At 59.8% G+C, this 26,793-nt stretch carries 28 protein-coding genes and 3 pseudogenes; 13 read left to right on the plus strand and 18 right to left on the minus strand.

Annotated features, from left to right (window positions below; all coding sequences use genetic code 11):
• Positions 1–20: 20 nt before the first annotated feature.
• The 15 genes and pseudogenes from ACP7AP_RS07060 to fabF all read right to left on the minus strand — a co-directional run bounded on the left by ACP7AP_RS07060 (position 21) and on the right by fabF (position 12,886).
• Positions 21–419 carry a DUF3168 domain-containing protein gene (locus ACP7AP_RS07060; RefSeq protein ID WP_426033501.1) on the minus strand — a complete coding sequence of 133 codons (399 nt, stop codon included), beginning with the start codon at positions 417–419 and terminating at the stop codon, positions 21–23.
• On the minus strand, positions 416–754 hold the full coding sequence (locus ACP7AP_RS07065) for a head-tail adaptor protein (RefSeq protein WP_426033502.1): 339 nt from the start codon (positions 752–754) through the stop codon (positions 416–418). The genes ACP7AP_RS07060 and ACP7AP_RS07065 overlap by 4 nt, the downstream gene beginning before the upstream one ends.
• A 31-nt stretch (positions 755–785) precedes the next feature.
• Positions 786–1,391, minus strand: a pseudogene (locus tag ACP7AP_RS07070) (head-tail connector protein); the annotation flags it as partial.
• A 24-nt stretch (positions 1,392–1,415) separates the two neighbouring features.
• Entirely contained in the window at positions 1,416–2,624 is a 1,209-nt protein-coding gene (locus tag ACP7AP_RS07075; protein WP_426033503.1) for a phage major capsid protein, read from the minus strand.
• A 45-nt stretch (positions 2,625–2,669) separates the two neighbouring features.
• Positions 2,670–3,233: an HK97 family phage prohead protease gene (locus ACP7AP_RS07080; RefSeq protein ID WP_426033504.1), complete on the minus strand. Its 564-nt coding sequence runs from the start codon at positions 3,231–3,233 to the stop codon at positions 2,670–2,672.
• A gap of 10 nt (positions 3,234–3,243) precedes the next feature.
• On the minus strand, positions 3,244–3,492 hold the full coding sequence (locus ACP7AP_RS07085) for a GTA head formation protein, RCAP_rcc01685 family (protein WP_426033505.1): 249 nt from the start codon (positions 3,490–3,492) through the stop codon (positions 3,244–3,246).
• Positions 3,489–4,664, minus strand: coding sequence for a phage portal protein (locus tag ACP7AP_RS07090; RefSeq protein ID WP_426033506.1), 1,176 nt, complete (start codon positions 4,662–4,664; stop codon positions 3,489–3,491). Before ACP7AP_RS07090 ends, ACP7AP_RS07085 begins: the two co-directional genes overlap by 4 nt.
• A 233-nt stretch (positions 4,665–4,897) precedes the next feature.
• Positions 4,898–6,241 (minus strand): DNA-packaging protein, encoded by a 1,344-nt coding sequence (locus ACP7AP_RS07095; RefSeq protein ID WP_426033507.1) that lies wholly within the window; start codon positions 6,239–6,241, stop codon positions 4,898–4,900.
• Positions 6,192–6,515 (minus strand): hypothetical protein, encoded by a 324-nt coding sequence (locus tag ACP7AP_RS07100; protein WP_426033508.1) that lies wholly within the window; start codon positions 6,513–6,515, stop codon positions 6,192–6,194. Before ACP7AP_RS07100 ends, ACP7AP_RS07095 begins: the two co-directional genes overlap by 50 nt.
• A 426-nt stretch (positions 6,516–6,941) precedes the next feature.
• Positions 6,942–7,577 carry a hypothetical protein gene (locus ACP7AP_RS07105; RefSeq protein ID WP_426033509.1) on the minus strand — a complete coding sequence of 212 codons (636 nt, stop codon included), beginning with the start codon at positions 7,575–7,577 and terminating at the stop codon, positions 6,942–6,944.
• Positions 7,578–8,450 (minus strand): M91 family zinc metallopeptidase, encoded by an 873-nt coding sequence (locus ACP7AP_RS07110; protein WP_426033510.1) that lies wholly within the window; start codon positions 8,448–8,450, stop codon positions 7,578–7,580.
• Positions 8,451–8,659: 209 nt separating this feature from the next.
• Positions 8,660–9,766 carry a type II toxin-antitoxin system antitoxin DNA ADP-ribosyl glycohydrolase DarG gene (gene darG, locus ACP7AP_RS07115; protein ID WP_426033511.1) on the minus strand — a complete coding sequence of 369 codons (1,107 nt, stop codon included), beginning with the start codon at positions 9,764–9,766 and terminating at the stop codon, positions 8,660–8,662.
• Positions 9,767–9,804: 38 nt separating this feature from the next.
• Positions 9,805–10,368 (minus strand): annotated as a pseudogene (locus ACP7AP_RS07120) (DarT ssDNA thymidine ADP-ribosyltransferase family protein).
• Positions 10,369–10,448: 80 nt separating this feature from the next.
• Entirely contained in the window at positions 10,449–11,624 is a 1,176-nt protein-coding gene (mltG, locus tag ACP7AP_RS07125) for an endolytic transglycosylase MltG (protein WP_426033512.1), read from the minus strand.
• A complete protein-coding gene (fabF, locus tag ACP7AP_RS07130; RefSeq protein ID WP_426033513.1) occupies positions 11,624–12,886 on the minus strand; it encodes a beta-ketoacyl-ACP synthase II in 1,263 nt (420 codons plus the stop codon). The genes mltG and fabF overlap by 1 nt, the downstream gene beginning before the upstream one ends.
• Before the next feature lie 150 nt (positions 12,887–13,036).
• On the opposite strand from fabF, the gene ACP7AP_RS07135 reads away from it, so the two are divergent.
• The 4 genes and pseudogenes from ACP7AP_RS07135 to ACP7AP_RS07150 all read left to right on the plus strand — a co-directional run bounded on the left by ACP7AP_RS07135 (position 13,037) and on the right by ACP7AP_RS07150 (position 19,403).
• Positions 13,037–13,684: a TetR/AcrR family transcriptional regulator gene (locus ACP7AP_RS07135; RefSeq protein WP_426033514.1), complete on the plus strand. Its 648-nt coding sequence runs from the start codon at positions 13,037–13,039 to the stop codon at positions 13,682–13,684.
• Positions 13,685–13,748: 64 nt separating this feature from the next.
• Positions 13,749–14,891 carry an efflux RND transporter periplasmic adaptor subunit gene (locus tag ACP7AP_RS07140; RefSeq protein WP_426033615.1) on the plus strand — a complete coding sequence of 381 codons (1,143 nt, stop codon included), beginning with the start codon at positions 13,749–13,751 and terminating at the stop codon, positions 14,889–14,891.
• A gap of 10 nt (positions 14,892–14,901) precedes the next feature.
• Positions 14,902–18,216, plus strand: coding sequence for an efflux RND transporter permease subunit (locus ACP7AP_RS07145; RefSeq protein WP_426033515.1), 3,315 nt, complete (start codon positions 14,902–14,904; stop codon positions 18,214–18,216).
• A gap of 128 nt (positions 18,217–18,344) precedes the next feature.
• Positions 18,345–19,403 (plus strand): annotated as a pseudogene (locus ACP7AP_RS07150) (IS481 family transposase).
• A gap of 306 nt (positions 19,404–19,709) precedes the next feature.
• On the opposite strand, the gene ACP7AP_RS07155 reads toward ACP7AP_RS07150, so the two are convergent.
• From ACP7AP_RS07155 to fabD, 3 genes are all read right to left on the minus strand, one after another.
• On the minus strand, positions 19,710–19,943 hold the full coding sequence (locus ACP7AP_RS07155) for an acyl carrier protein (protein WP_054008607.1): 234 nt from the start codon (positions 19,941–19,943) through the stop codon (positions 19,710–19,712).
• Between the two features lie 169 nt (positions 19,944–20,112).
• Positions 20,113–20,850 carry a 3-oxoacyl-[acyl-carrier-protein] reductase gene (gene fabG / locus ACP7AP_RS07160; protein WP_426033516.1) on the minus strand — a complete coding sequence of 246 codons (738 nt, stop codon included), beginning with the start codon at positions 20,848–20,850 and terminating at the stop codon, positions 20,113–20,115.
• Between the two features lie 99 nt (positions 20,851–20,949).
• Entirely contained in the window at positions 20,950–21,879 is a 930-nt protein-coding gene (fabD, locus tag ACP7AP_RS07165) for an ACP S-malonyltransferase (RefSeq protein ID WP_426033517.1), read from the minus strand.
• A gap of 252 nt (positions 21,880–22,131) precedes the next feature.
• On the opposite strand from fabD, the gene ACP7AP_RS07170 reads away from it, so the two are divergent.
• The 9 genes from ACP7AP_RS07170 (at position 22,132) to ACP7AP_RS07210 (ending at position 26,759) form a co-directional block, all read left to right on the plus strand.
• Positions 22,132–22,374: a hypothetical protein gene (locus ACP7AP_RS07170; RefSeq protein WP_426033518.1), complete on the plus strand. Its 243-nt coding sequence runs from the start codon at positions 22,132–22,134 to the stop codon at positions 22,372–22,374.
• Positions 22,375–22,377: 3 nt separating this feature from the next.
• Positions 22,378–22,767: a phosphoethanolamine transferase domain-containing protein gene (locus ACP7AP_RS07175; protein WP_426033519.1), complete on the plus strand. Its 390-nt coding sequence runs from the start codon at positions 22,378–22,380 to the stop codon at positions 22,765–22,767.
• Complete coding sequence (locus tag ACP7AP_RS07180) at positions 22,728–23,363, plus strand: sulfatase-like hydrolase/transferase (RefSeq protein ID WP_426033520.1); 636 nt, start codon at positions 22,728–22,730, stop codon at positions 23,361–23,363. Before ACP7AP_RS07175 ends, ACP7AP_RS07180 begins: the two co-directional genes overlap by 40 nt.
• Positions 23,360–23,521: a hypothetical protein gene (locus ACP7AP_RS07185; protein WP_426033521.1), complete on the plus strand. Its 162-nt coding sequence runs from the start codon at positions 23,360–23,362 to the stop codon at positions 23,519–23,521. The genes ACP7AP_RS07180 and ACP7AP_RS07185 overlap by 4 nt, the downstream gene beginning before the upstream one ends.
• Positions 23,522–23,583: 62 nt before the next feature.
• Positions 23,584–24,003 carry a PACE efflux transporter gene (locus tag ACP7AP_RS07190; protein WP_426033522.1) on the plus strand — a complete coding sequence of 140 codons (420 nt, stop codon included), beginning with the start codon at positions 23,584–23,586 and terminating at the stop codon, positions 24,001–24,003.
• A gap of 373 nt (positions 24,004–24,376) precedes the next feature.
• Entirely contained in the window at positions 24,377–24,832 is a 456-nt protein-coding gene (gene rpsF, locus ACP7AP_RS07195; protein WP_426033523.1) for a 30S ribosomal protein S6, read from the plus strand.
• A gap of 29 nt (positions 24,833–24,861) precedes the next feature.
• Positions 24,862–25,089 carry a 30S ribosomal protein S18 gene (gene rpsR, locus ACP7AP_RS07200; protein WP_426033524.1) on the plus strand — a complete coding sequence of 76 codons (228 nt, stop codon included), beginning with the start codon at positions 24,862–24,864 and terminating at the stop codon, positions 25,087–25,089.
• Positions 25,090–25,099: 10 nt separating this feature from the next.
• Positions 25,100–25,684: a 50S ribosomal protein L9 gene (gene rplI, locus ACP7AP_RS07205; protein WP_426033525.1), complete on the plus strand. Its 585-nt coding sequence runs from the start codon at positions 25,100–25,102 to the stop codon at positions 25,682–25,684.
• A 391-nt stretch (positions 25,685–26,075) separates the two neighbouring features.
• Complete coding sequence (locus ACP7AP_RS07210) at positions 26,076–26,759, plus strand: hypothetical protein (protein WP_426033526.1); 684 nt, start codon at positions 26,076–26,078, stop codon at positions 26,757–26,759.
• The last annotated feature ends 34 nt before the right edge of the window (positions 26,760–26,793 follow it).

The following is a 26,793-nucleotide window of genomic DNA, read 5'->3' on the forward strand; positions in this document are numbered from 1 at the left end:
CGCCCCAAAGGGCCAAAATGTCAAAGCTCGATCCGCGCCCGGAACGTCATATCAATCCGTCGCGTATCGCCCGCCTCCAGCCGCCGCGCAGAGGCCCGCAGGAACTGAATCGACACCAGCCGCCCGGTGGTCAGCGTCAAAGCCGCACCAACCAGCGCAGCCGACACCGCCCCCGCCACCTGCTTTGCGGTCAAAAACCCACTGGCATCGCTGATCACCGCAATCTCGAAACGATGCTCCGCGCCGCCGCCTGACTTGTCAGACTGATCAATAACCTGCTCTGGCCCGATCAACACAAACGTCCCCGGCGCCGTTCCCGCAGGCATCGCATCAACGATGCTGACGCCGCTTAATCCCGCAAACCCCGCCAGCCGCGCAAAGACTGCCGACTGTAACGCCGCCGCTGCCTGATAGCTCATGTTGGGGTCTCCTCACGCGCGAAACAGGTCAGATATTGCGCGTCCTGATCATGCTCGGTCACAGCCAGAATGGTGAACACACGGGTGCCGTCGCGCAGCCGCTGCTCGGGCTTCGGTCGCCGCAGATTGCCCACAGGCGCACCACGCACGGTGATCTTGTAGGGAACCTGTGCCAAAACCACCTCGACCCCCGCCATCTCGCGCCCCGATCCGGGCTGAACTTCGCCCCACAACGTCCCCAACACCACCCAACCCCGCGCAAACCCGCCCGCGCCATCGGCGACATTCTGCGGCGCTTCCAGCACCAGCTTGCGCGAAAGCCGCACCCCGCTCATGCCGCCCCCCGCCCAAAACCCGCACCGTCCGCCAGCGCTCGATCAGCGCCTGCACCACCAGCGGCAACCCCGCCACGCGCTGCCCCAGATCATGCCGGTTCTCGTAAAACTCGGATGCCAGCAGCAGCACCGCCTGCGCCAGATCGACCGGCACCGATCCCCAAGCCGCGCCAAACCCTGCGTCAAACACCACCTCGGCCCGGCCATCCGTCGGCACGTTCGGCAACAACACCCCCGCCGCGATCAGCTTGGGGCGATGGGTGTCCTGCACCAGACGGTAGCGATCCACCGCCACCACCGAAGACCCGCCATTCACATCCACCAGCGTCACCGAGATCAGCGCGCTGACCGGAGCCACCGGCAAAGCCTGCTCGCCGCGCGCCCGCCAATCTTCCAGCGTCAACCGGAACCGCCGCGCCAGCAAAACCTTGCCAATCCGCCCCTCGATCACCGCCATCGCCGCGCGCAGATAGCCCTCAATCAGCCCATCCTGCATGCCATCATCGGCAAACCCCGACCCCAGCCGCAAATGATCCTTCAACGCCTGCACCGGCAAAGACCCCGCCAGCACGCTGGTGATTTCCGTCAACATCATCGCCCCAATCCCTTGCCAACGGCCCCAAAACCCGGCCCCCATAGGGACCGGGCAATCGCTAAACCCTTAGGAAACCGCGATTTTCAGAAGTTTGATCGCCGCAAAATCGGTGACATCGCCACCAACACGCTTGCTTGCATAGAACAGCACGTTCGGCTTGGCCGAGAACGGGTCGCTCAAAATCCGCAAGTCAGGCCGCTCGGCAATCGTGTAAGCCAATTTGAAATCGCCGAACGCAATCGCATAGGCGTTCGCCGCAATATCCGGCATGTCCTCGCAGATCAGCACCGGATAACCCATCAGCCGCGACGGATCGGCAGCAGCCAGACCGTCCGACCACATGAAGCGGCCATCGGCATCCTTCATCTTGCGCACCGCCCCTGCGGTTTTCGAGTTCATGATGAAACTCGCATTCGCCCGGTAGTCAGCGGTCAGCGCATAGACCAGACTGATGATGCAATCGACCGAGTTGGTCGGCGCGAAATCCGCCGCAGCGCCGGTGGGGATGTAACCCAAGTTGCCCCAAGTCCAGGACGCATTGGCGACCTTGGTCGGCAGCAAAATCCCCTTCGGCTGATCGACGCCGGTGCCATTGATAAACGCCGAAGCCTCAGCGCGGATGAACCGAGTCGCAATCTTGCCAGCCAGCCAGCCCTCAACATCAAACGCGCTGTCATCCAGCAAGCGCTGCGAAGCTTTCGGCATCGCCGACAGCTCATGCAGCTTGATCGAGATGCGCTCAATGGTCGGGGTCGCCGTCTCCGCCGTCGCAGCCACCTCAGTCGCCCAACCGGAACCAACTTCGGAACGGTCAATCAACACGTCAAACGAGGTCGCATCAATCTGCACCACATTAGCAATCGCCCGCAGGCTAGACGTGGACACCAGCATCGAGCGGATAGAATCCGCCGTTTGCGGGTCCAACAGATAGCCACCATCGGCAGCCACGGCGCTCGACATCGCCTTGCCTTCCAGCACAAGGCCGCGCAGGCCGTCATCATCACCCGAGCGCAGATAGGCACCGAACGCCTTCTTGTGCGGCACGTCCAACTCGGCATAGGCCGACAAAGCGGGGCGGGCATAGGTCATTTGTTTGCGATCCAGCATGGTCAATCTTTCGTCCTGTTGTTGAAGTGATTGTTTCACATCGTCCTGAAAGCCTTTGAATGCGTTCAGAAACCCAGCCATAGCGGTTTTCACTTCCGCGCCCGGATATGCAGTCTCGCTTTGGGCGGCAGGCATAGCCCCACCGGCCCGAGCCTTTGTCTCGGTCATCTTGGTTTCCCCATTCTGTTTGTAAGGGTGTGTGGTGAAAAGCGGCTAGCTGCGCGCGCTCAGGGATTGGCGCGCATCATCAAAAAGCTGCACCATGCTGCGCCAGGTATCGACATCTTGGCTTTCGCCCTTTGCCGAAACCCGCGCCTCGGGAAGCATCGGGAAGGTCACAAGCGAGACTTCCCACAGCTCCAGCTCGGACAAAAGCCGCTGGCCTTTGCCATCGCGTTCCGCTCTGACGGTGCGGTAGCCGATCGACAATCCGTCAATCGCCCCCGCCGCCAGCAGGGCCACCGCCTCGCGGCCCTTATCAACTTCCGGCAGGATGCGGCCCTTGACCCAAAGGCCCACCGCATCCTCGCGCACCTCGTCCCAGACCCCAATCGGCTGGGTCGGATCATGCTGCCACAACATTTTCACCGCACGGCCTTGGCCGATCAGCCGTGCAAGACTGGCCGCATAAGCCCCCTTCTGCACCACATCGCCGCCCTGATCGCGTTTGCCAAACAGGCTGGCGTAGCCTTCAACCCGGCTGCCATCCGTCACCACCAGCCGCGTCTCAGCCTGCTGAAACTTGCACTCCGGTGCGCCCTGCATTTTCCAATTCATCGCATCCCCCTCATTTCGTCGCCGCCTGCATCACAGCCTCGGCCATCTGGGCCAGCAAGAACGCCGCGACCCCATAAACCCCGACCCAAATCCGCTTCTCCAGCCGCTCCAGCACCGCATCAATCTGGCCCAAGCGATAATCGAGCGCCGCCCAACGCTCCTCGGCCACACGCTCATTCGCCTCAATCCGCGCGGCTGCGGCATCGAAACTGTCATAAAGATAACGCGAGCCGTCAGACGGTTTGCGCGGCGGCGTCATTCGCCCTCCTGCATGCGCGGCAGACCCAGCAGGATGCGCTTTTCCACTTCGGTCAGGAAAGCCGCAGCCCCCACCCGCGCCCACAGTTGATCACGTTCAACCGCCAGCGCCGGGATCTGATCCAGATCAGGCCGCAATTCCACCAACTCCCCGGTAAACGTCGACAGCCAATGCGAAATCCCCGCCGTCACCCGCGCGACCAGTGGCAGCACCGTCAGCCGGTAAAACGCCCGGTTCGCCTCCTGATAATTCGAATAAGTCGCATCCCCCGGTATCCCCATCAGCATCGGCGGCACCCCGAAAGCCGTGGCAATCTCGCGCCCCGCCGCTTCTTTGGTCTGCTGGAACTCCATATCCGAGGGCGAGAACCCCATCGGTTTCCAATCAAGCCCGCCCTCCAGCAACATCGGCCGCCCCGCATTGCGCGCGCCCTGATGGTGCATCTCCATTTCACTCACGAGACGATCATACTGATCGGTGGAAAGCTGCGCCTGCCCATCCGCGCCCTTGTAAACAATCGCCCCCGAAGGCCGCGCCGCGTTATCCAACAGCGCCTTTGACCAGGCTGACGCCGAGGTATGCACATCAATCGCCACCGCCGCCGCCTGCAACGGGCTGAAACCATAGTGATCATCCGACGGATGAAAAGTCTTGATATGGCAGATCGGTTGCAGCTCTGGCGTCATCGCAAAACGGTGCGTTCGCCCGCCCACCGAATAATCATATGCCACCGGCCAACCATCGGCGCCAGGTATCAGCGACATCCGATCCGAGCGCAGCACATGCAACTCACCGGGCACTGAACCCGCCCCCGGCACCGCCTCGATATAAGCGTTCCCCGACAGCAGCAGATGCCCATACACCGCTTCCAGAAACTCCGCCCGCCCCTGCGCCCCATTCGGGCGGCGGATCAGATCCAGCACCGGATGGCTGTCATAGCGACGCGTATCATCCTGCAAAACCAACGGCAGTGCCGAGGCCGCTTCCGAGATCAGCTTGACCGCGCGAAACCCCATCGGATTACCCTGAAACCCGGCCTTCGCCAGCGAAACCAAATCCCGCGGGCTCCACGCCACCCGGCCCGAGCCACCCCAAGCCACCACGCGTCCGGTGGCCGAGGCCTTCTTTTCCGGCACCACCTTAGGCGCGCGCTTCAGAAAATCGAACACCATGCGTCAAAGCTCCTATCTTCCCGACCCCAACCAACCCGTCGGATCGCGCTTGTCTGAAGGCAGTTCTAAATCGGAAAGGTTTAAGTAACCCCAACCCAGCGCGCGCTACCCCGAACGCCCCGCAACACCCCACCGCCGCCGCCCCTGACCCGACCCGGGGCCGCAACCCGCCGCAACCCATAAGACCCCGGATCATGTCCGGGGCGGCGCAGAGAATGACCGAAGCGACAGCGCTAAATCCCGCGCACCTGCGGCCGCCGATACGTCTCGGCCGGCTCCACAATCAAATCCGTCAGCGCCCAGACCAACGCATCCACCCGGTCAGGCGAGCCTTTGCCGACATAGCCATGCCGCGTCATCTGCAACATCTGCGCCTCCAAAGCCGCCAACCCCCGCACATGCGAAACCCGGCCCTGTTCGTATAAAGCCGAAACCGGCTCCGCCCGCGCCGTCTTGCCTTTCGACGCCCGCACCGCCCGATACGGCACCAAAGGGTCAACCTGCCGGATCACCTTTTCCACCAGATCGCCGCCCTGGTTGACTTCCGCCACCAAGCGATCCGCACCAAACCGATCCATCGCCGCAATCGCAGCCCGTGCCCATTGGTCAGGCGAGGCCCCCTTCACCGAGCAATCCGCCAACACCACCGCCTGCCAATCCTGCGTCGGCCCTTCCGTGATCGCGCCCACCACGACAATGCCACATTCATCCGACTTGCCGTGGCCCGTCACCGGCGGGTCCACCGCCACGACAATCCGCTGCAAACGCGGAACTTCCGAAATCCGCCCCGCCTCCAACATTGCCGTCGTCCACAACGCCCCCTCGGCATCCTCGATCAACAACCCGTCCAACTCCTGCGCGCCTTTCGTGGTGCCCGCATAGCGCACCCGCACCTCCTCAAGGAACGAGGCCGCCAGATACGCCCGGTTCGCCTCGGTCGGCGCATGGGTCATCACGGTTGAGGGGTTTTTCAGAATGTCCTTCAACACGCCGACATTCTGCGGCGTCGTCGTCACGACCTGCCGCGGGTTCTCGCCCAAACGCAGTCCAAACTGCAACTGATCCCAAGCATCCTCGGCTTTCGGCCATTTCGCCAACTCGTCCACCCAAGCCGCATCAAACTGCGGCCCGCGCAACGAGTTTGGATCATGCGCTGAAAACACCTGCGCAATCGCGCCATTCGGCCAGACCAGTTGCTTTTTCGTCGCCTGCCATTCCGGCCGCCGATCAGGCGGCGAGCAAGCCAAAATCCCGCTCTCGCCCTCGATCATCACCGCAATCACCTGATCCACGGTTTCGCCCACCAGCGCCACCCGACGCGACCGGCCCGAATCCGTGGGCCCCGCCCCTTCGACTTCCGCCCGCACCCACTCCGACCCGGCACGGGTTTTCCCCGCGCCACGCCCGCCCATGATCACCCAGGTTTTCCCCGCGCCCGCAGGCGGCAACTGATGCGGCAAAGCCCAGAATTCAAACATCCACGGCAGTGCCAGCAATGCGTTCTCGCTCAAACCATCGAGAAATTCCTCAACTTCCAGCGGCGTCGCGGAGGCAAGCCAATCGGCCCCCGATCTCATCGCGTGCGGCGTGTAAATCGAGGGTGCCGGTTCCGACAGCCCCGGCAACTTGTTTGCGAAGTTTTTCAACGCGTCCCCTTTCTGTATGGACCAAATCCAACGCCAGCTTCAAATCGCGCACCGTTTGTGGTGTCGCCTTAGAGGCCTCAAACTCGCCCGCCTTCAGCGCGTTCACCGCGCGCAGCAAATCCGAGATCGTGGATTGATAAAGTTGCTCTGCGCCCGCCAGCAGATCGCTTGGCGGCTGTTCTCCGAGGGAGAAATTTATGGTCATGCTCGTTTTGCCCGCCTCTCATGCTGCCACCGCATGCGAAAAATGAAAAAACGGCCCAAAGGGTTGCCCCCTTGGCCGTTCAGACACTTCATCCAGCATGTCAAAATCTATAGATCAGAGCGGGCGCAGAGTCAAGTTAAACCATTTTATATCAAACGCTTACAGAACTTTCGCTTTACCATCCGTTAACTTTCGGCATGCGCAGAGCCGCCAAAATCGGGACGCCAAAGCTGCATAAATCGCGGCCTCCAACACGTCGCGCCCCTCACTTCGCAGCCAAACCACAACATCTTGTTCAAAACGCCACAAAATTGCCCTGAAATCACAAGTCTTTCCCCGCTGGGAAAGCACTTTGCCTTCGCAGAAAACCCAATTTGCTGTCGGTGAAATACTCCCGCCGCAGGCTCTTGGCCACCCGACGCAACACTACCTCTGCATCGGCACCGCTGCCGCAAACGGCTCAGCACTGACAATCCGCTGCTGTGCGATCAGCCAGGAATACGGCAGCGACAGCACCACCTCATCCCCCGCCTTGATCGCATTGGCCTCAACCTGCGGATCAACCTCGGCATACCCCACTGAAAACACGATGGAGGTGATCTTGTCCACCGCAGCCAGTGGCGGTGCGCCGCCATAAGGCAAATCCTGATCCAACCGCCCTGCCAGCAACACCCTGCCCTCCAACACCCCGCCCGCAGCCAAAACCCGCGCATAGGCGACTTCCGGGCTTTCCACCTTCTCACCGCTGGGCACTTGCGGCACAAATTTCGCCACCCGGAACACCCCATCGCCCTCCAGCCAATGCCAGGCATAATCTGGGTCCACCGTGCGAAACCCGGTCACCGTTGTCCGATACAGCCGATCAAACACATAGACCGCAGCTACCCCACCGTTGCTCACCCGGTAGTGCCCGACCACCCCCGAGTCCGCCGTCTCCCACATCACGCTGACACTGATATCGCCGTCGCTTACCACACCCATCACCTGCTCCTGTGCCTCGGCACCCATTGTCATGATCAGTCCAATCGGTGCCAGCCCAATCATCAAGGCCAGCCCGCGCATCTAGTAAGCCGTCCGGGGCGGTTGGCCCAGTTCCGAGCGGATCTTGTTCTCGGTATGCGGGTTGTTCTGATAGGGCGGCAGGCCCACCGCCGCCAACTCATCATTCTCCACCCCGCCGGTCTTATTGCCACTCCAGCCGCCGTTCTGCGCCTGCTCGCAATGCACCAACTCATGCCCCAGCCCCACCGCAGGCGGCCGCGTCATATAGGGCTTCGATCCGTCACCGATCTGGGTTTTATCCGGGTTATAGTTCAGCGTGCTGCCCGACCCCGTCCCCGGCGTGCCATCCGGCTTCAAATTCGCCCCCGGCCCGGTGCCGTTGACGCTGTTGCCCCCCGTCGTCGCCACGATCTTCACCGGCCCCTTGCCCGGCGCGTTCAGGCTGTTCAACAGGTCATGCCCGGTCGGTGTGCAATCCAGCCGCTTCAAATCCAGCACCACCGCATCCCGATAGGCTTTGGTCCCCACGATGGTGATGTTGGGTCCGACATGGGTGACGGTGGTGCCATCGGGCAGCACCTCCTCCCAGATATTCAGCGCGCCGGGTTCACCCGGAGCAGGCGTGGCCACGATGCCGATCAGCACGGTGGGCAGGCCGAGGATGATCGCACCCCCCTTCATCGTCGGGTCGAACTGGCGGGCGGCGGGGAGTTTGCCGATCAACACGGTGGGCGAGCCAAAAGCAATAGGATCGACCGACGGGATCGGCACCAAGGCGGGGATGAGGCAGGCACACAGGTCGGTCATCCGGGCGGCGGGGAGGCCGCCCACCAGAACGGTGATCATCGCGGGCGGGATGATCGGGAACGGCGCCCCCAGACACATCGGGCAGGTGTGCATGTCCGTGATACGGGCTGCGGGAAATCCGACCATGGCAAAGCCTTTGAGAATACAATGCAGAAAGGCTAGGCCCCCGCCCGCGATGTGTCAAGAAATCGCTGGGGTTGCGAGGGGTTCCGGGGCCGGTCCCAACTCGGGACCTTTTTTATGTGTTTGATATCAAGGGGATGGGGTGGTGACGTTAAGGGATTTTTAAGGTTTGGGGTGTAGATCACAACTCGAAAGGCCGTCGCAATCTTAAATCATTGCACTGTTTCTGGCATTGCTGGGGGACTTATCAGTTCATCCTCTACCAATCTTGCATATGCAACCCGAATGGCATCTTCGGAAAATGAATTTCGCTTGGTCTCGCTCCACGACTGTAGTGCCTCAACAATCCGATCCACAGGATAATGGTTCTCGTGAACAGCCAGCCAATGGACTGAGGACAGTAGTTCTAGTCCATATGGATTTTCGTAGCCTTGGATAAGCCTATCCAAACGCTCGATAATTACATCACTCTCGACGGATTGTTTGGATAAAAACTCATCCGCAGCAGCATACCCCGCCGGAGTCACATGCGCCTGACGATTTCCCGTCGCAAAACCGCTGATCATTTTGTTCTTCTCTAGAGTAACATAGGCCTTTCGAAGGGCTTCCGAGTAAGGTCCATGCAGATCACGGGAAAACTCAAGATTCAGCTTCACGCCAAGCATTTGCAAAAAATATGCAATTTTCTGCAAGGAAATCCGATCGAATGCGCCACTGAAATAGGTTTCCATATCCCCAAGAGCTTTCAGAAGAACAGCACGCCCATATGTCATAGGCAGCGCAGCGTTGACATATTCGGGCTCATCAACGGCATCTTTGGGCGGGAATACTACAATCTTCACGCCATCCAGTTGCGAAAGTTTCGCCGTGATCAGTTCGCGCACATCAGCCCAATCTAAGCCACCATTGCCGCAACCTAGTGGCGGCAATGCGACCGATTTGATGCCATGCTGGCGGATGGCATCGACAAAAGCATCAAGACCCTCCGAAACAAAGGAAAGCTTGGATTTGCCACGCCAGTGATCCTTCGTGGGGAAGTTGATGATGTATCTTGGGCCATCGGCGGTGAATAGCCGACGAGTATCGAAAACAAACATCTTTCCCGGACGCAGTCCTTGGGCATCACACAGCTTTTTGTATGCGCGATAATTTTCGGGCCAGCGTTTTTTCACTTCAAGCGCCACACCCTTACCCATCACGCCAACGCAGTTGACCGTGTTAACCAAAGCCTCGACTGGCTCTGAAAACATATCTCCATTTTTGAATACTAAGGTCATCCGAAGTAACAACCGCGCTTTACATGGATTGGGATGTTCCACGCCGAAGCGTGCATCATCTGCCTTAGCTTATCCGCGACTTAGTCCGTCTTGGCAATGATACAGTCGATCAAACCCAACGGAACTGCATCCCGCACCAGAAACTCTGCCATCCGCTTTTGGCTGCGAGTCTGGCGTGCTGGCGGAGTTGCTGCGTTCATGAAGTATTTGCAGACGCCGCCATAACCCACTTCAGGTATCTTCGCGGCAAGCGGTACTTCATCAAAAACATCCCAATGGACATGATTTTCAAGCCGCGAAAGGTCAGTTTCCAGCTTCGGCATCGGTGCAAGCGAGTTGAGTGCATAATCGCTGAAACAACATGTGAGCCCTGCTTATTCGCAGCTGTGTGGTCTTGCCACCAGAAAAACTCTGTCATCCTCGGTAGCTTTACCGAGCGGAGTTCCATCGGGTGCCGTCAACGATACATTTCCGAAATAGATCGCATAGGTAAATGCCGTGATCGGTGAAAAGTAAAATGGCACATAGTCATTCACGACACCGCCGCAAGGCATTGGAAACGCCTGTGTTCCCCGTCGATCAACGATTTCCTGATATGACGCTTGATGGCAGGGCTGTCGGACTGCGTGATTTTTCGCGCGCACCTCACACCATCCAACAAGAACGTAGCTATGTCTGCCAGATACACCTGACGAAAGATAAACCGCTCAGGCAAACCGTCCCCCTACTCCTGCACCCCAACCGCCGCTTCTTCGCCCTTTGCGGCCTCTATCGCGCGCCATTTGGTGACGTTTTCGTTGTGCTGCGCCAGTGTCTCGGCGAAGGCATGGCCACCAGAACCATCCGCCACGAAATACAAATACGGCGTGGTGTCGGGGTTCAGGGCGGCCTCGATGCTCAGGCGGCCCGGGTTGGCGATCGGGGTCGGCGGCAGGCCGTCGATGACATAGGTGTTCCACGGGGTTTCGCGTTTCAGCTCGGATTGGCGCAGGCCACGGCCCAAGACGCCCTCGCCTTTGGTCACGCCATAGATCACCGTCGGGTCGGTTTGCAGCTTCATGCCCTTGGCCAGACGGTTGATGAACACCGAAGCCACCTGTTTACGCTCCTCGGGGATGCCGGTTTCTTTCTCGACAATCGAGGCCATCACCAGGGCTTCTTCCGGGGTCTTATAGGGCAGACCTTCGGCGCGGGTGGCCCAGAGTTCAGCCAGGGTTTTGGCTTGGCGGGCCTCCATATCGGCGACCAAAGTGGCGCGGTCAAAGCCCTTTTCAACCTCATAACTGTCGGGCGAGAGCGTGCCTTCGGGCGGCAGTTTGTCGATGGCGCCCTCAAGGAAATCGGCGCGTTTCAGGGCATCGACGACCTGCCATGAGGTCACACCCTCGGCCAAGGTAATGCGCCAGCGGATGTCGGGGGCCTGTGCTGCGTCGAGATAGGCGGTGGGGGCGGCATCCTTGGCGGGGTCGAATTTGGCGACCTCGACATAGCGGTTGGTGGCGGGGTCAAGCTCGCGCAGGATCACTTCGGCGGTGGCGACCGAGATGCGGAAGTTGACTTCGCGGCCACAGGTGGATTGGCCGCCTGCGGTGAGGGCAGTAAGGACTTCGCCCATGGAGGATTGCGGTTGCAGCAGATAAGAGCCGAATTTCAGATCTTTAGCCGCCTGCGAATAGTCGGCACCGATGCGGAAGATGCGGGCATCTGATACAGCTCCCTCGGCTTCAAGACCCCGGCTGACTTGCGACAGGCTGGCACCTTTATCGACCTTAAAGCAGATGGCTTGCGCCAGCGGCCCCGGCCCGGTGAAGGCTTGCCGCCCCCAAGCGATCAGGCCGAAGGCGAGGATCAGCACCACGATGAATAAGGTCAGCGCGTTGGAGGCGATAGAGCGCCACATCAGTTGGCGACCTTGCCGATGATCAAGCTGGCGTTGGTGCCGCCGAAGCCGAAGGAGTTGGAGAGGGCGATGTTGATGGTGCGTTTAACGGCGTGGTTCGGGGCGAGGTCAAGTTTTGAGGCGACGGCGGGGGTGTCGAGATTGATGGTGGGGGGTGCTACCTGATCGCGGATGGCGAGGACGCAGAAGATGGCTTCCACCGCGCCAGCAGCACCGAGAAGGTGCCCGATGGAGGATTTGGTCGAGGACATCGTGGCTTTGTTGGCCGCATCGCCCATCATGCGTTCGACTGCGCCCAACTCAATGGTGTCGGCCATGGTCGAGGTGCCGTGGGCGTTGATGTAGTCGATGGCGGAGGGGTCCAAGTTGGCCCGCTTCAGCGCCATTTTCATGCTGCGGAAGCCGCCTTCGCCGTCTTCCGAGGGGGCGGTGATGTGGTGGGCGTCGCCGGACATACCGTAGCCGAGGACTTCGGCGTAGATTTTGGCACCGCGGGCTTTGGCGTGTTGGTATTCCTCCAGCACCACCACGCCTGCGCCTTCGCCCATCACAAAGCCGTCGCGGTCGGCGTCATAGGGGCGGCTGGCTTTGGTCGGGTCGTCGGCGCGTTTGGTGGACAGGGCTTTGCAGGCGTTGAAGCCCGCGATGCCGATCTCGGAAATCGGCGCTTCGGCACCACCTGCCAGCATCACATCGGCGTCGCCCCATTGGATCAGTCGGGCGGCGTCACCGATGGCGTGCGCGCCAGTGGAACAGGCCGTTACAACCGCATGGTTCGGGCCTTTGAAACCGAAGCGGATGGAGACTTGGCCGGAGATCAGGTTGATCAGCGCGCCGGGGATGAAGAACGGCGAGACGCGGCGGGCGCCTTTTTCTTTGATCAAGACCGCGGTTTCAGCGATTGAGGTCAGCCCGCCGATGCCAGAGCCGATCATCACGCCGGTGCGTTCGCGGTCTTCATCGGTCACGGGTTCCCATCCGGAATCCCGCACCGCTTGCACGGCGGCGGTCATGCCATAGAGGATGAAATCATCGACCTTACGGCGGTCTTTCGGCTCCATCCAGTGATCGGGGTTAAAGGTGCCATCGGTGCCGTCGCCATAGGGGATCTCGCAGGCATATTGCGTCACCACGCCGGAAGGATCAAAGCGAGTGATCGGCCCTGCCCCGGATTGACCAGCGAGCAGGCGGCTCCACGTTTCCTCGACACCGCAAGCCAGCGGCGTGACCATTCCCAGACCCGTAATGACAACCCGGCGCATCTATATCCCCCGCAATGGTTTTGTGCCTGATACACGCCCCAAAGCCTGCGCGCAACTTAAGCCGCAGATGGGTGGCAAGCCCACGCCGGACGAGATTTCATCGTGCACCTGTGATTCATCTTGACCGTGCAGGCGCAGCAATGATAATGAATGAACGTTCATTCTGAAAGATGTGATACCCTGATGCTGCAAAGCACCGAAACACCTGCAGATGCACGCGTGGCCGGGATTTTGGCCGCGGCCCGGCAGGCTTTTGCCGAAAAGGGCTTTGACGGAGCCTCGATGCAAGACCTTGCCCGCGCGGCAGGGATGAGCGTTGGCAATTTCTACCGTTATTTTCCGTCGAAAGCCGCCATCGTACAGGCGTTGATTGCGCTTGATCTTGAGGAAATGGCCCGAGACTTCGAACCGGTTTTCGCCTCGGACGATCCGATTGCAACGATGCGGCAACGGGTGCGCATTAAACTGGTAGAGCACCAATGCAATCATGACGGCATGCTCTGGGCCGAAATCACCGCGACCGCTTTGCGCAAGCCTGAAATTGGCATTGCCTGCGGCCATATGGAAACCACCATTGCAGACTACTTGATGCAGGCTTTTGCTGCAGCCACGGGTCTGAGCCTCGAACAATCCCGGCAACGTTTCGCCGCCCATGCGGCGCTGATCGTGATGCTGGTGAAATCCTCGGCGATGATGCCGCAACAAGATGAAACGCTGCGCAATGATCTGAACACATTGATCTTGCGTATTATCGACCAAACCCTAGACGAAGTTGCCGCCAGCGGCGCGAAAGGCTAATCCGATGTTTATCTTCCGCAGTGTTGTGATTTTTCTGGCGATGCAAGCTGTCACGGCCACCCCGATGCTCGCCGAAAGCGCCGAGGCCGCAACCTCTGAGTCCCCTGCAGCCACTGCGCAAGTGCTGCCCGCGATCACGGTCTCGGCGGTGGAAACCCGGCACCTGCGCGATGTGGTGCTGGCTTCGGGGCTGGTGGCCCCGCAGGAAATCATTCAAGTTGCCCCGTTGATTGAGGGCCAACCGATTGAGGCCTTGCTGGCCGATGTCGGCGATAAGGTCAGCGCAGGGCAAGTGCTGGCGCAGCTGTCAACCTCGACGCTTGATCTGCAAAAGGCCCAGCTTGCGGCATCCTTGGCCGCTGCCAAAGCCCAGATCGCCCAAGCGCAAGCGCAGGTGATTGCGGCAAACTCGTCAGCCGCTGAGGCGCAGCGCACTTCGGACCGCACGACAAAGCTGAAAACCCAAGGCTCGGCCAGCCAAGCGGCGGCAGATACCGCGCTTGCAGGATCAGTTTCGGCGCAAGCGCAGGTTTCGGTGGCGGTGCAATCGCTGGAGGCCGCAAAGGCGCAGCAAACCTTGGTCGAGGCGCAACTGGCCAATGTCGATCTGCAACTGGCGCGCACCGAAGTGACAGCGCCTTTCGCAGGTGAGATCACCGCGCGCAATGCGCAACTGGGGGCGATTGCTTCGGCTGCGGGTCAGCCGATGTTCACCCTTATGCGCGATGGTGCTTTGGAATTGCGCGCAGATGTCGCCGAGGGCGATCTGACCCGGCTGGTGGTGGGGCAAACCGCTGATCTGCGGCTGGTGGGCATGGTGAAAACTTTGACCGGTAAGATTTCTCTGGTGGAACCGAGTATTGATGCGGTGACGCGTCTGGGCCGGGTGCGGATTGCGATTGACGACGCATCAGCCGTGCGCCCCGGCATGTATGTCGAGGCCAGTATTCTGGTGCATGAAGGCGATGCAACTGCGGTGCCGATCACTGCGGTGAAATCTTCGGGCGGCAAAACTTCGGTGATGCTGGTGGAAGGCGCTGTGGTGTCGCAGCGTATGATCACCGCAGGCGTGCGCGATGGCGGCTGGATCGAAGTGCTGGACGGGCTGAAGGTGGGCGACGAGGTGGTGACCAAGGCGGGCGCTTTCGTGCGCGACGGCGATCATATCAACCCGGTGGTGGCTGCGGTCGCCGCCGATACCAACTGAGGGCGCGGCAATGAACTTTTCAGCCTGGTCGATCCGCAATCCGCTGGCCCCGATCCTTGCGTTCTTCATCCTGATGGTGCTGGGCTGGCAGTCGTTTAATGCGCTGCCAATCACCCGATTTCCGAACATCGACGTGCCGGTGATTGCCGTCACCGTCACCCAAGCGGGCACCGCCCCCGCCGAGATGGAAACCCAAGTCACCAAGATCATCGAAGACGCGGTGGCGGGTATCACCGGGGTGAAGAACATCACCTCTACGGTCGTCGATGGCCAATCCACCTCGGCGGTTGAATTCCGTATCGAAGTGCCAACTGACAAAGCCTTGCAGGATGTGAAAGACGCTGTGGACCGGGTGCGCGGCAAGCTGCCCGCCGCCGTGGACACCCCGAAAATCACCAAGATCGACGTTGAAGGCAACGCGATCATGACCTTTGCAGTTTCCGCCCCCGACATGACCATCGAGGAAGTCTCGTGGTTCGTTGATGATGTGGTGGTGCGTGGGCTTCAGGGCCGCCCCGGCGTGGGCCGGATTGACCGCTTTGGCGGCGCGGATCGTGAGATTATGGTGGCGCTGGACCCGGTCAAGCTGAACAGCTTTGGCATCTCGGCGGCCTCGGTGAACGCACAGATCCGCGCGACCAACACCAACCTCGGCTCTGGCCGTTCGGAAATCGGCGCGGGCGAACAGGCTATCCGCACCTTGGGCGATGCGGGCACCGTGCAGGGGCTGGCAGGCACCACGATTGCGCTGCCCTCGGGGCGGCATGTGCGGCTGGCCGATTTGGGCGAGGTGCAAGACAGCTATAAAGAGTTGCGCAGCTTTTCGCGGCTGAATGGCGAACAGGTTGTGACCTTCTCGGTGTTCCGCGCCAAAGGGGCATCTGAAGTATCAGTCGCGGAAACTGTCAACCAGACCTTGGACCAAATCCGTAACGATCACCCGAATGTGGGTATCAAGCTGGTCGATGAGACGGTGTTCTACACCTATGGCAACTACGAATCCGCACTGAGCACTTTGTTTGAGGGCGCTTTGCTGGCGGTGCTGGTGGTGCTGGCGTTCCTGCGTAACTGGCGCGCAACTTTGATCACCGCCGTGGCGCTGCCCTTGTCGGCGGTGCCGACGTTCTGGGCGATGGATATGCTGGGCTTCTCGCTGAACTTGGTGTCGTTCTTGGCGGTGACCTTGGCGACGGGCATCTTGGTTGACGATGCGATTGTGGAAATTGAGAATATCGCCCGACACATTCGGATGGGCAAAACCCCCTACCGCGCCGCGATTGAAGCCGCAGACGAGATCGGTTTGGCTGTGATGGCGACCACCGCCACAATCATTGCGGTGTTCGTGCCAGTGTCGTTCATGGGTGGGATTCCGGGGCAGTATTTCCGGCAATTTGGCCTGACGGTGGCCATCGCCGTGGCGTTCTCGCTGTTGGTCGCCCGCCTGATCACCCCGATGATGGCGGCGTATCTGATGAGCGCCAAAGACGCCAATGTCGGCCACCATGAAGGCCAGCAAGACGGCTGGTTCATGCGCAACTATCTGCGACTGGTGACAGCGACCACGCAAACCGGGTTGCCGTTGCCGATGCTGCCGAAAAACCGCAGCGGCAAGTTCCGCCGTATTCCGGCCTATTACTTCACCATGCTGACCGCGATTGGCGTGCTGATCGTGTCGATCTATTTCATGGTGCAAGTGCCGGGCTCGTTCCTGCCCCCCGAGGATGTCAGCCGGATTTCGATCTCGGTCGAACTGCCGCCGGGCTCGACCTTGGCGGAAACCGATAAAACCACCGCCGAAATTCGCGACCACATCAAGGATGTGCCATGGGTGGAAAACGTGTTTGTCATCGGGGGCTCGTCGCCGAAAGGCGATCTCGACGTACGTCGGGCCTCGGTGACGGTGACTTTGGTGAAACTCGATCAAAGCCTGCTGTTGAAGCTGTCGCAACTCGGGCGGCGGATTCCGCTGCTGGGGATGCTGGTGCCAGAGGTGGAAAACCACGGCCGCTCTGTGCCGCAAAACGTCATTGAGGCCGAGATTTTCGACAGCCTCGCCTCTGTCCCCGACATTCGCGCCTTCAAACTGAATGACCGCGGCGAGCGCGACCTTGCTTACTCGATTCTGGCCAATTCCGAGGCCGATCTGAACACCGCGACCTCGGCGCTGGAAGGGGCACTGCGCACCGAACCTTTGCTCGCCGAAGTCAGTTCCGAAGGTGCCTTGCCGCGGCCCGAGGTGCAGATCACTCCGCGTGCCGAAGAAGCCGCCCGACTCGGCATCACCACGCAAGACATTGCCACCACCGTGCGGGTGGCGACGATTGGCGATCTGGATGTGTCCTTGGCCAACCTCGCCATCGACAACCGCCTGATCCCGATCCGCGTGCAACTGGCCAATGCGTCACGCGAAGATATGAACCGCATCGCGGCGACCAAACTGACCACCAACACCGGCGCGACGGTGCCCTTGTCGGCGGTGGCCGATATCGTGATCGGCGAAGGCCCCTCGGTGGTGAAACGGCTGAACCGCCAGCGGCAGGCAACGATTGGGGCGTCGCTTCCGGTTGGCGTGGCCCTTGGCACCGCCAGCACGCGGTTGGCCGAGATCGTCAAGGCCACCAAGCTGCCTACCGGTGTGGTGGTGAAAGAATCCGCCGATGCCGAAGTGCAGACCGAGCTGTTTGCAAGCTTTGGCAAGGCAATGCTGATGGGGCTGATGCTGGTGCTGACCGTGTTGATCCTGCTGTTCAAATCGGTGATCCAGCCCTTTACCATCCTGCTGTCGCTACCCTTGGCGATTGGTGGCGTGGCGGCGGCGCTGATCCTGACCAATTCGGCTTTGTCGATGCCGGTGCTGATCGGTATCCTGATGCTGATGGGGATCGTGACCAAAAACGCCATCCTGCTGGTGGATTTCGTCATAGAAATGCGCAAACAGGGACTTGGCCGCTTGGAAGCGATCATCGAGGCTGGGCATAAGCGGGCGCAGCCGATTGTGATGACCTCAATCGCGATGTCCGCAGGCATGCTGCCCTCGGCTTTGGGTGTAGGCGAAGGCGGTGCTTTCCGCGCGCCGATGGCCACAGCCGTGATCGGCGGCATCATCGTGTCAACCGTGCTCAGCCTTGTGGTGGTGCCGTCGTTCTACCTGATCATGGACGATCTCTCCCGCCTGATCGCCCGGGCGTTCCGGGGTATCATCAGCCCGAAAGAGGTGGAATTTGAACCCGCATCGCCAGAAGTGCTGGAAGCCCGGATTGCAGCGTTGGAAGCCGGGCAAAACGACAAGCCACTGCAACGCATGCCGGGACTGGCAGCGGAGTGACCTAGCACCAGCGGCGGTCTTGGGTGGCATCAAGCCACCACGCGACCGCTGCTGCCGCTGTCTGGTTCTAGGTATTTGATTTCACGGTTTGATGGTGTGATCCTTCCGAAGCAATGGAAGGAAGCCATATGGGACAAGTTCGTCACGGCTGTGCCACGACCACGCACGCCGTCAGAACTGCAATACAACAATCGCTTGCTTCGCTCGCGCAGTTGGGCCGGGAACACGGCATCAAGCCGAAGGCGGTGGCGAAGTGGCGCAAGCGCGCGACAGTCGAGGCTATGAAGACCGGGCCGCCACAGCCGCGATGCACGGTGCTGACCGAGGCGCAAAAGGCGATAGTCGTGGCGTTCCGCCACCAAACGCTGCTGCCGCTGGACGACTGCCTGTATGCTGTGCAGCCTTCGGTGCCTCACCTGTCCCGCTCGGCGCTGCATCGCTGCCTTCAGTGGCAAGGCATCTCGCGCCTGCCGGATGTCGATGGCGACAAGCCCAAGCGCCAGAGGTTCAAGCGCTCCGCCATCCGTCAGCCGGCAGGCGATACTTGCATCGCTGAGAGGCGGCTTCTTTCACATCCTCTGCCCGGCAGTGGTTTGCCCGCAAACGACGAGAGGGTACATTGCCGAGGTGCATACGACAAAAGGCGAGCCTTACCTTTTCGTCGGAATCGACCGGACAGCCAGGTTCGCCGTCGCCCAACTCGTTGCAACGACTGACAGAAACACGGCTTGGAAGTTCCTGCAGCACATGCTCGAAGCCGTGCGCTATCAGGTCCACGGTTCTGACAGATAAGGTCTTAGCCCCGGAACCGCAACACCATCTACTCCCGACCGATGCGCTTCGACATGATCTGGGAGGTCAACGGTATTCAGCACCGGCTGACCAAGCCCAACCATCCTTGGGCCAACGGTCAGGTCGAGCGGATGCTTTTCGGTGTTTGAAGGCAAATACCTGTCAGCCAACGGAACCGCACGATCATAGAAGCGACGGTGAAATGGTTCCCCTAGGAAAAACACGATCAGCTGCCGACGCACCGCGCCGGCTTCCTCGCAGCATGCAACTTCGCGCAAAGGCTGAAGACCCTAAACTGATTCATGCCCTGCGAGTACATCCGCAAAATCTGGACATCAGAGCTGGCACGATTCATCCTAAACCCGATCCACCAGATGCCGGGACTGAACACCTAAGCTATTGTTTTCGCTATCAACGAGCGAGCCTCCGGCGGGAGTATTTTAAAAAGAGCAACGATAGAGAACCGGAGTCTTTTGACAGCTTGTCACAGATGAGACGATCTTATGCGTTGCTCTTTTTAAAATACTCCCGCCACAGGCTTCGACATTTTCGCAATGTTGCCCTGTCAAAACCTAATCGCGGTAGCCGGGTGAGGTTGGCTAGATGCCGACCGAGACCGTCCCGCGTTCCGGTCAAAACAAACATCCAAAAAACAAAAAAGCACCCCGCAGGATGCCTTTCCGTTTGATCTGCGAAAGCGATCAGGCAGCCGAGGAGATGAACTTCACCGCGTCGCCGAAGGTCTGAATGGTCTCAGCCGCGTCGTCCGGGATCTCGATGCCGAATTCTTCTTCAAACGCCATGACCAGCTCGACGGTGTCGAGGCTGTCTGCGCCCAGATCATCAATGAACGAGGCGGTCTCGGTCACTTTTTCTGCTTCGACGCCCAAATGCTCGACGACGATCTTCTTCACACGATCAGCGATGTCGCTCATGTTCTTTCCTCATATCGTTTAGGGGTCGCCCCCGGTCTTTTGCCTGCCCGTTGCCGGGCGCTCTTTCCTGCATCGGCAGGCACCATAACCGAAGCAATGGCGTGTTCTTGCGCGCCTATAGCAAGGGCGCGCGCATTAGGCAAACGGTTTCAAACCGCTTTCGCCCCGCTTATGACATATCGCCGCCGCCGTTGATATGCAGTGTTGTGCCGGTGATATAGGCGGCCTCTTGTGATGCCAAATAGAGCACACCTGCAGCTACTTCCTGCGGTTTGCCCATCCGGCCTACGGGGACACCGACCAATATCTTCGCCCTCTGCTCGTCGTTCAGCTTTTCGGTCATCGGCGTTTCGATCAGACCCGGGGCCACACAGTTCACCGTGATATTGCGGCTGGCGACTTCTTGCGCGAGCGATTTCGACGCAGCCAAGGTGCCCGCTTTGGCGGCGGCATAATTCGCCTGCCCCGGATTGCCGGAATGCCCGACGACCGAGGTGATGTTGATGATCCGCCCCCAGCGGGCTTTCATCATACCGCGCAATGCGCCGCGCATCAGCCGGAAGGTGGCGGTCAGGTTCACATCAATCACCGCCTGCCATTCGTCATCCGACATCCGCATGAACAGATTGTCGCGGGTGATCCCGGCGTTGTTCACCAGAATATCAACGCTGCCCATTGCGGCGGTTGCCTGCTTGATCAGCTCATCCACCGCCGCAAGGTCAGAGAGGTTGCAGGGCAGCACATGCGCGCGCTCGCCAAGTTCCGCCGCGAGGGCCTGCAACGGCTCCAGCCGCGTGCCCGAAAGCCCAACCGTGGCCCCCGCCGCATATAACGCGCGCGCGATCTCACCACCGATGCCGCCTGAAGCGCCTGTCACCAGCGCGGATTTTCCTGTCAGATCAAACATGTTCTGTACTCCCAAAAGCGAAACCGCGCAGGCCCCGCCATTTATCCAGATCGCAGCCACCAGAAAGCCGGGCCACGATTTTTCCCAAAAATCGTCTGGCTAGCCCTTGGCAGCCAACACGTCTTCCGGCGTGCCCACCGCGCGGGTCACCGCCCCGGAGGCCGTGCGTTTGATCATGCCGGACAAAGCTTTGCCCGCGCCGATCTCCCAGAACTCTGTCACGCCCGCGCCTTCCATCCACAGCACCGACTCGCGCCAGCGCACCGAGCCTGTCACCTGCGCCACCAGCAAAGCCCGGATGCGGTCAGGCTCAGTCACGGCTTCGGCGCGGACATTGACTACGATCGGCAGTTTCGGCGTGTGGATCACAACGCCTGCAAGGGCTTCGTTCATCACGGCGGCGGCGGGTTGCATCAAGGTGCAATGAAACGGGGCGGAGACGGGCAGCAGCAAGGCGCGCTTGGCACCTTTGGCCTTGGCGATCTCCAAAGCCCGCTCCACTGCACCACGATGGCCCGAGACCACGACTTGTGCGGGATCATTGTCATTGGCGGCTTGGCAGACCTCACCTTGCGCGGCTTCTGCGGCCACTTCCGTAGCTGCGGCGAAATCGAGGCCCAACAGTGCTGCCATAGCGCCGACGCCAACCGGAACCGCCTCTTGCATCGCCTGTCCGCGAATCCTAAGCAGACGCGCGGTGTCGGAGAGATCGAGCGCACCGACAGCACAAAGCGCGGAATATTCACCCAAGCTATGACCCGCCACGAACGAGGCCGTCTCAATGCCGATGCCTTCGCTCTCCAACGCCCGCAAAGCCGCAATCGAGGTCGCCATCAGCGCGGGCTGGGCGTTCTTGGTCAGGGTCAGATCTTCAATCGAACCCTCCCAGATCAGGCTGGACAGCTTTTCACCCAAAGCCGCATCGACCTCATCAAACACCGCTTTTGCCGCTGGGTAAGCCTCGGCCAAAGCGCGGCCCATGCCAATGGTCTGGGCACCCTGCCCCGGAAATACGAATGCGCGGCTCATCTGGCCCTCCGATTGCTTGCTCTGGCTTACCTTGCCGCACGGCATGGCGCAACCTGCCCGTCATCTTTGTGCAAGGCGGCAGCGGCATCGCTCTCAAGCATGCGGACTGCGCATTTGCCTTACGGCAGGTAACGAAAATGTAACAGATACGTGATCTGAGACCTGATCAAAGCAGGAATCCCCGTGATTGCCCTCCAATAGCAGCGTAAAACCGAGCGGCTTTGCCGTCACCTCGAACTGTTGAACGTGGTGGTGGTGCTGTTCATCCTCGCCGCACATAATCGCACCATGTTTGCGCGAGCGGCAAGTTTGGCGACGCAAACCAGCACGCTTTTCTATCTTGCAATCATGGCTTTCGGGCTGACTTTGGCCTTGATCACCCTGCTGTCGTATTTTGGCATCCGCTGGTTTCAGAAAATCGCCTATGCGGCCGTGCTGATTTTATCAGTACTGACCGCGTTTTACACTGACAGCCTCGGGGCGATTTTTGATTAAGAATTGGTCAACAATGTCCTGACCACGCATCCCCCTGAAGGTGCTACCCTGATCACCACGCCGATGATCCTGCATGTGCTGCTGTTGGGGGTGCTGCCCGCGATTCTGGTGCTGCTGTGCCCGCTGAAACGCCGCGGCTGGATCAAGAACACTCTGGTTTGGGCGCTGACGATCGGGATCGGCCTTGGCTGCTTTGCCGCAGCCAAGGCACCGAAACCCGTTGTGCTGTTTTTGGTGGTTGGCGAAACCGCGCAGGCGCAGAACCAGCAGATCGACGGCTATGCCCGCGAAACCAACCCATTGCTTCCTAAACTCGACATCCTCAACTTTGGCCCGGCAACAAGTTGTGCTGCATGTTCTCTAAATTTGGCCGCGACCAGATGCGCTATGTGAAATTCGCCACCCATGAGAACCTGCTTGATATCGCAGCCCATGCCAAAATCGGCGTTGAATGGCATGACAATGACTGGACCTTTGCCGAGGGCGGTGTCGGCGACCGCATCAAGGTTGATCGGTTGTACCAGCGCCATGATCTTGCGGCTTGTGTCTCGGGTGAGTGTGATGACGCAGTGTTCTTCGACTTTATGGATCAGGTGATCGCCCAGACTGCCAGCGATAAACTGATGGTGATCCATCTGGTTGGTAGGCATTTTCCATATCACCACCGCTATCCCAGCGCGTTTGAGGCGTTCAAACCCGCCTGCAACAGTCCGGTTCTTGACACCTGCATGCCGCAGGAAATCGTCAACGACTATGACAATTCGATCCGCTACACCGATGACGTTCTGGCGCATTTCATCGAAACGCTGACGCAGCAAACCCAGATCACGTCGGCGCTGATCTACACTTCGGATCACGGCGAAGCGCTTGGCGAAGGAGGTGCCTACCTGCACAGCACGCCGCTTAGCATGGCACCACCCGAGCAGACCCGGTGCCGTTTTTCCTGTGGCTTTCCCAACCCTGCATTAAGGCTTTTGATGTCGATATGAGCTGTCTGCGGCAGAAAGCGGCAGCAGCGACCGGTTCTGCGGCGGTTGGAACTGCAATCACAAGCCATGATAACTTCTTTCCCACCGCCCTTGGCCTGCTGGATATTCAAACCGCCGAGCGCAAGTCTGCGCTGGATTTGATGGCGGGCTGTATGTGATCGGAACTGTAGTGTTTGCATAAAACCTTGACGCCACAGACCCGCTCGGACCAGATGCCCGCATGACACCGACAATGCGCAAAATCCTCTATGCTGTCAGCTTTGAGACCCTTGGCGTCGCCGTGGCCACGCTTGGCCTGTTGGCGATGTCAGAGGCAAACCCCACGCAATCACTGATCCTTTCGGCGATCACCGCCACCATCGCGATGGGCTGGAGCATGGGCTTCAACGCGCTGTTTGAGGCATGGGAGGCGCGGCAAAGCCAAAAGGGCCGTAGCCTGACCCGGCGTTCGGTTCATGCGCTATTGTTTGAGGGTGGCCTCGTGATCCTGGTGCTGCCGATCATGGCGTGGTGGCTTCAGGTCGATCTGGGGACGGCGCTGAAATACGAGGCCGGGCTGATCGTGCTGTTCATCATATATACCTACGTTTTCACCTACAGTTTCGACCGCATCTTCGGCTTGCCAGCTTCGGCGCGGTAGCCGAATGGCCCGAACCGATAGAAAACTCTGCGGGGCAGAGTTTTCCGGTGAGTTGCTCACAAGGCTGAAAGCCGTTGAGCAAGGGGTGTAGTGCCACAAACCTGACCCCAGTAATCTGGCCACGCCTGACTGGGCTGGCGCGGTATCGCGCCTGCCTCAGGGCAGGCAGGCGCGGCCAGATTTGTCTGGGGCCAAATCTGCCAAGAAAAGAAGGCATTTTCTTCTCGCCTGATGCCTTGCATCCCCGCCCGATCCCGCTATAAGCCCCCAATCTTTCCGCATTTCCACGTAACGGCGCAGGCTCTCGTGGACGGGCCGCGGAAAGTGTTTGCCCGTCCTATGAAATGCGCCACATAGACAGATCGGAGCACACATGCCGCTTTACGAGCATGTTATGATCGCGCGTCAGGATCTTTCCAACGCGCAGGCTGAAAGCCTTATCGAGCACTTCTCCACGGTTCTGGCCGACAACGGCGGTAAAGTTGTCGAGCATGAATACTGGGGCGTCAAGACGATGGCCTACAAGATCAACAAAAACCGCAAGGGCCACTATGCCTTGCTGAAAACCGATGCACCCGCTTCGGCAGTTCTGGAAATGGAACGCCTGATGCGCCTGCACGATGACGTCATGCGCGTGTTGACCATCAAGGTTGACCTGCACACAGACGGCCCGTCGGTTCAGATGCAAAAGCGTGACGAGCGCGAGCGCGGAGATCGCCCTGAAGGTGGTTTCGGTGGCGAGCGTCGTGAGCGGCCTTCGTTCGGCGATCGTCCCGACCGCGGTGGTGACCGTGGCGAGCGTCCGTCGTTCGGCGGCCCGCGTCGTTGATCCCCAGCCTCAGGAAAGGAGCCTAAACCATGGCGAACAAACCGTTTTTCCGCCGCCGCAAGGTCTGCCCGTTCTCGGGCGACAATGCGCCGAGCATCGACTACAAAGATACGCGCCTGCTGCAACGCTATGTATCCGAGCGTGGCAAGATCGTGCCGTCCCGTATCACCGCAGTCTCGGCTAAGAAGCAACGCGAACTGGCTCAGGCCATCAAGCGCGCCCGCTTCCTCGCCCTGCTGCCCTATGCTGTGAAGTGAGGGTTTAACCATGCAAGTAATCCTGCTTCAACGCGTGGCCAAGCTTGGCCAAATGGGCGAAGTCGTCAACGTCAAAGACGGCTACGCACGCAACTTCCTGCTGCCGCAAGGCAAAGCGCTTCGCGCAAACAACGGCAACATTGCCCAGTTTGAAGTGAAGAAAGCGCATCTGGAACTTACCAACCTGGAAACCCGCAAAGAAGCCGAAGCTGTCGGCGAAAAGCTGGATGGTCAGACTTTCGTGATCATCCGTTCGGCCTCCGATTCGGGTGCTTTGTACGGTTCCGTCACCACCCGTGACGCAGCAGATGCGGCAATCGCTGACGGTTTCACAGTCAACCGTGGCCAGGTCGTGCTGGATCGTCCGATCAAAGAGCTTGGCGTGCACACCGTTTCGGTGATCCTGCACCCGGAGGTGTCGGTGAAATTCAGCCTGAACGTCGCACGTTCGGTTGAAGAAGCCGCACTGCAAGCTTCGGGCAAGTCGATCCAGGAACTCGCAGCCGAGGCAGAGGCCGAAGCTGACTTCGAGATCGCCAACCTGTTCTCGGAAATGGGCGCTGCCCAAGACGGCGAAGACCTGACCCGCGACTAAGCTTGGGTTATTGGTTTCAAGATTAGAACCGCGCAGGGGCAACCTTGCGCGGTTTTTTCTTGACCAAATTTCACAATTAGCCCTATTTTAGGGCAATTATTGGCAGCGATTGCCGGGATCGCAGCGAGCTTAAAGCGGATGCCCGAGACGGCTTCCTTGCTGAAAAGTTTCTAATCGCCATACCCGATCAGGCATTTGATGAAACCATGTCGAAAAATCGAATAACCGACCACCATACCGCCCTCTGGCTTACCCGGCACGAACCGTAAAACCCCACTCTGGGTATCGTCTACCTGATCGCTGGCATCTCGGTATTTTCCGCTTGGATTCGTGATACCGCTTGCAGAGAAAGGCGAGCAGACGGCGCGATGCCGAAGCACGGGGTACATTTATGAAGAAGCTGCTCCTCATCGCCTTAGTCCTCCTCGCCGTCTTCACCCTTACCAGATCCGAGCGCTATTCTTGGCGCCAGAAGCTCACCATCACCATCGAGACACCGGCAGGCGAGGTGTCGGCTGCGTCTGTCAGTCAGGTCAGCTGGCGCAAGCACTGGGTCAAGACCGACGGCATGGGCTGGGACTATGAGCTGACCGGCGAGGCGGTGGTGGTCGAGGTCACGCCGGGCCACTATCTTTTCGCGCTGCTGAAGGGCGCGGGGGTGACGGAATATATGGGCACGGTCGCCGCCGCCTCAATCGTCGGGCGCAAGGGTCGGGTGATTGATGGGGCGCTGTTCGATGAGGTGCGTGATCGGAACGACCGGGCGGCGGGGGTGATCACCGTGCCAGAATATCAGTATCCAATGCTGGTGACGTTTGCCGACATCACCGATCCGGCGAGCGTGGAGCTGATCGATCCGGCGGACCTTGCCGCCAGTTTCGGGCCGGGGGTGAAGTTGAAGTCGGTGGTGCTGGAGGTGACGGATGAGGCGGTGACCAAGCCCATCTTGGATGGGTTGTTAGGTTGGCTTGGTCCGTTCCCAGAACCTGCACTTGGTCCTGCAACAGGAGGCTCCGGCAGCGTGCCATTCTATCGACTCGTTCATATGGGTTACTTTTTGCGCAGGCCGGAATGACTCGCTGATCAGAATTCGAATTTGCGTTGCCTTC

It is taken from the genome of Cypionkella sp. TWP1-2-1b2, assembly GCF_049896245.1.
Lineage (GTDB): Bacteria > Pseudomonadota > Alphaproteobacteria > Rhodobacterales > Rhodobacteraceae > Cypionkella.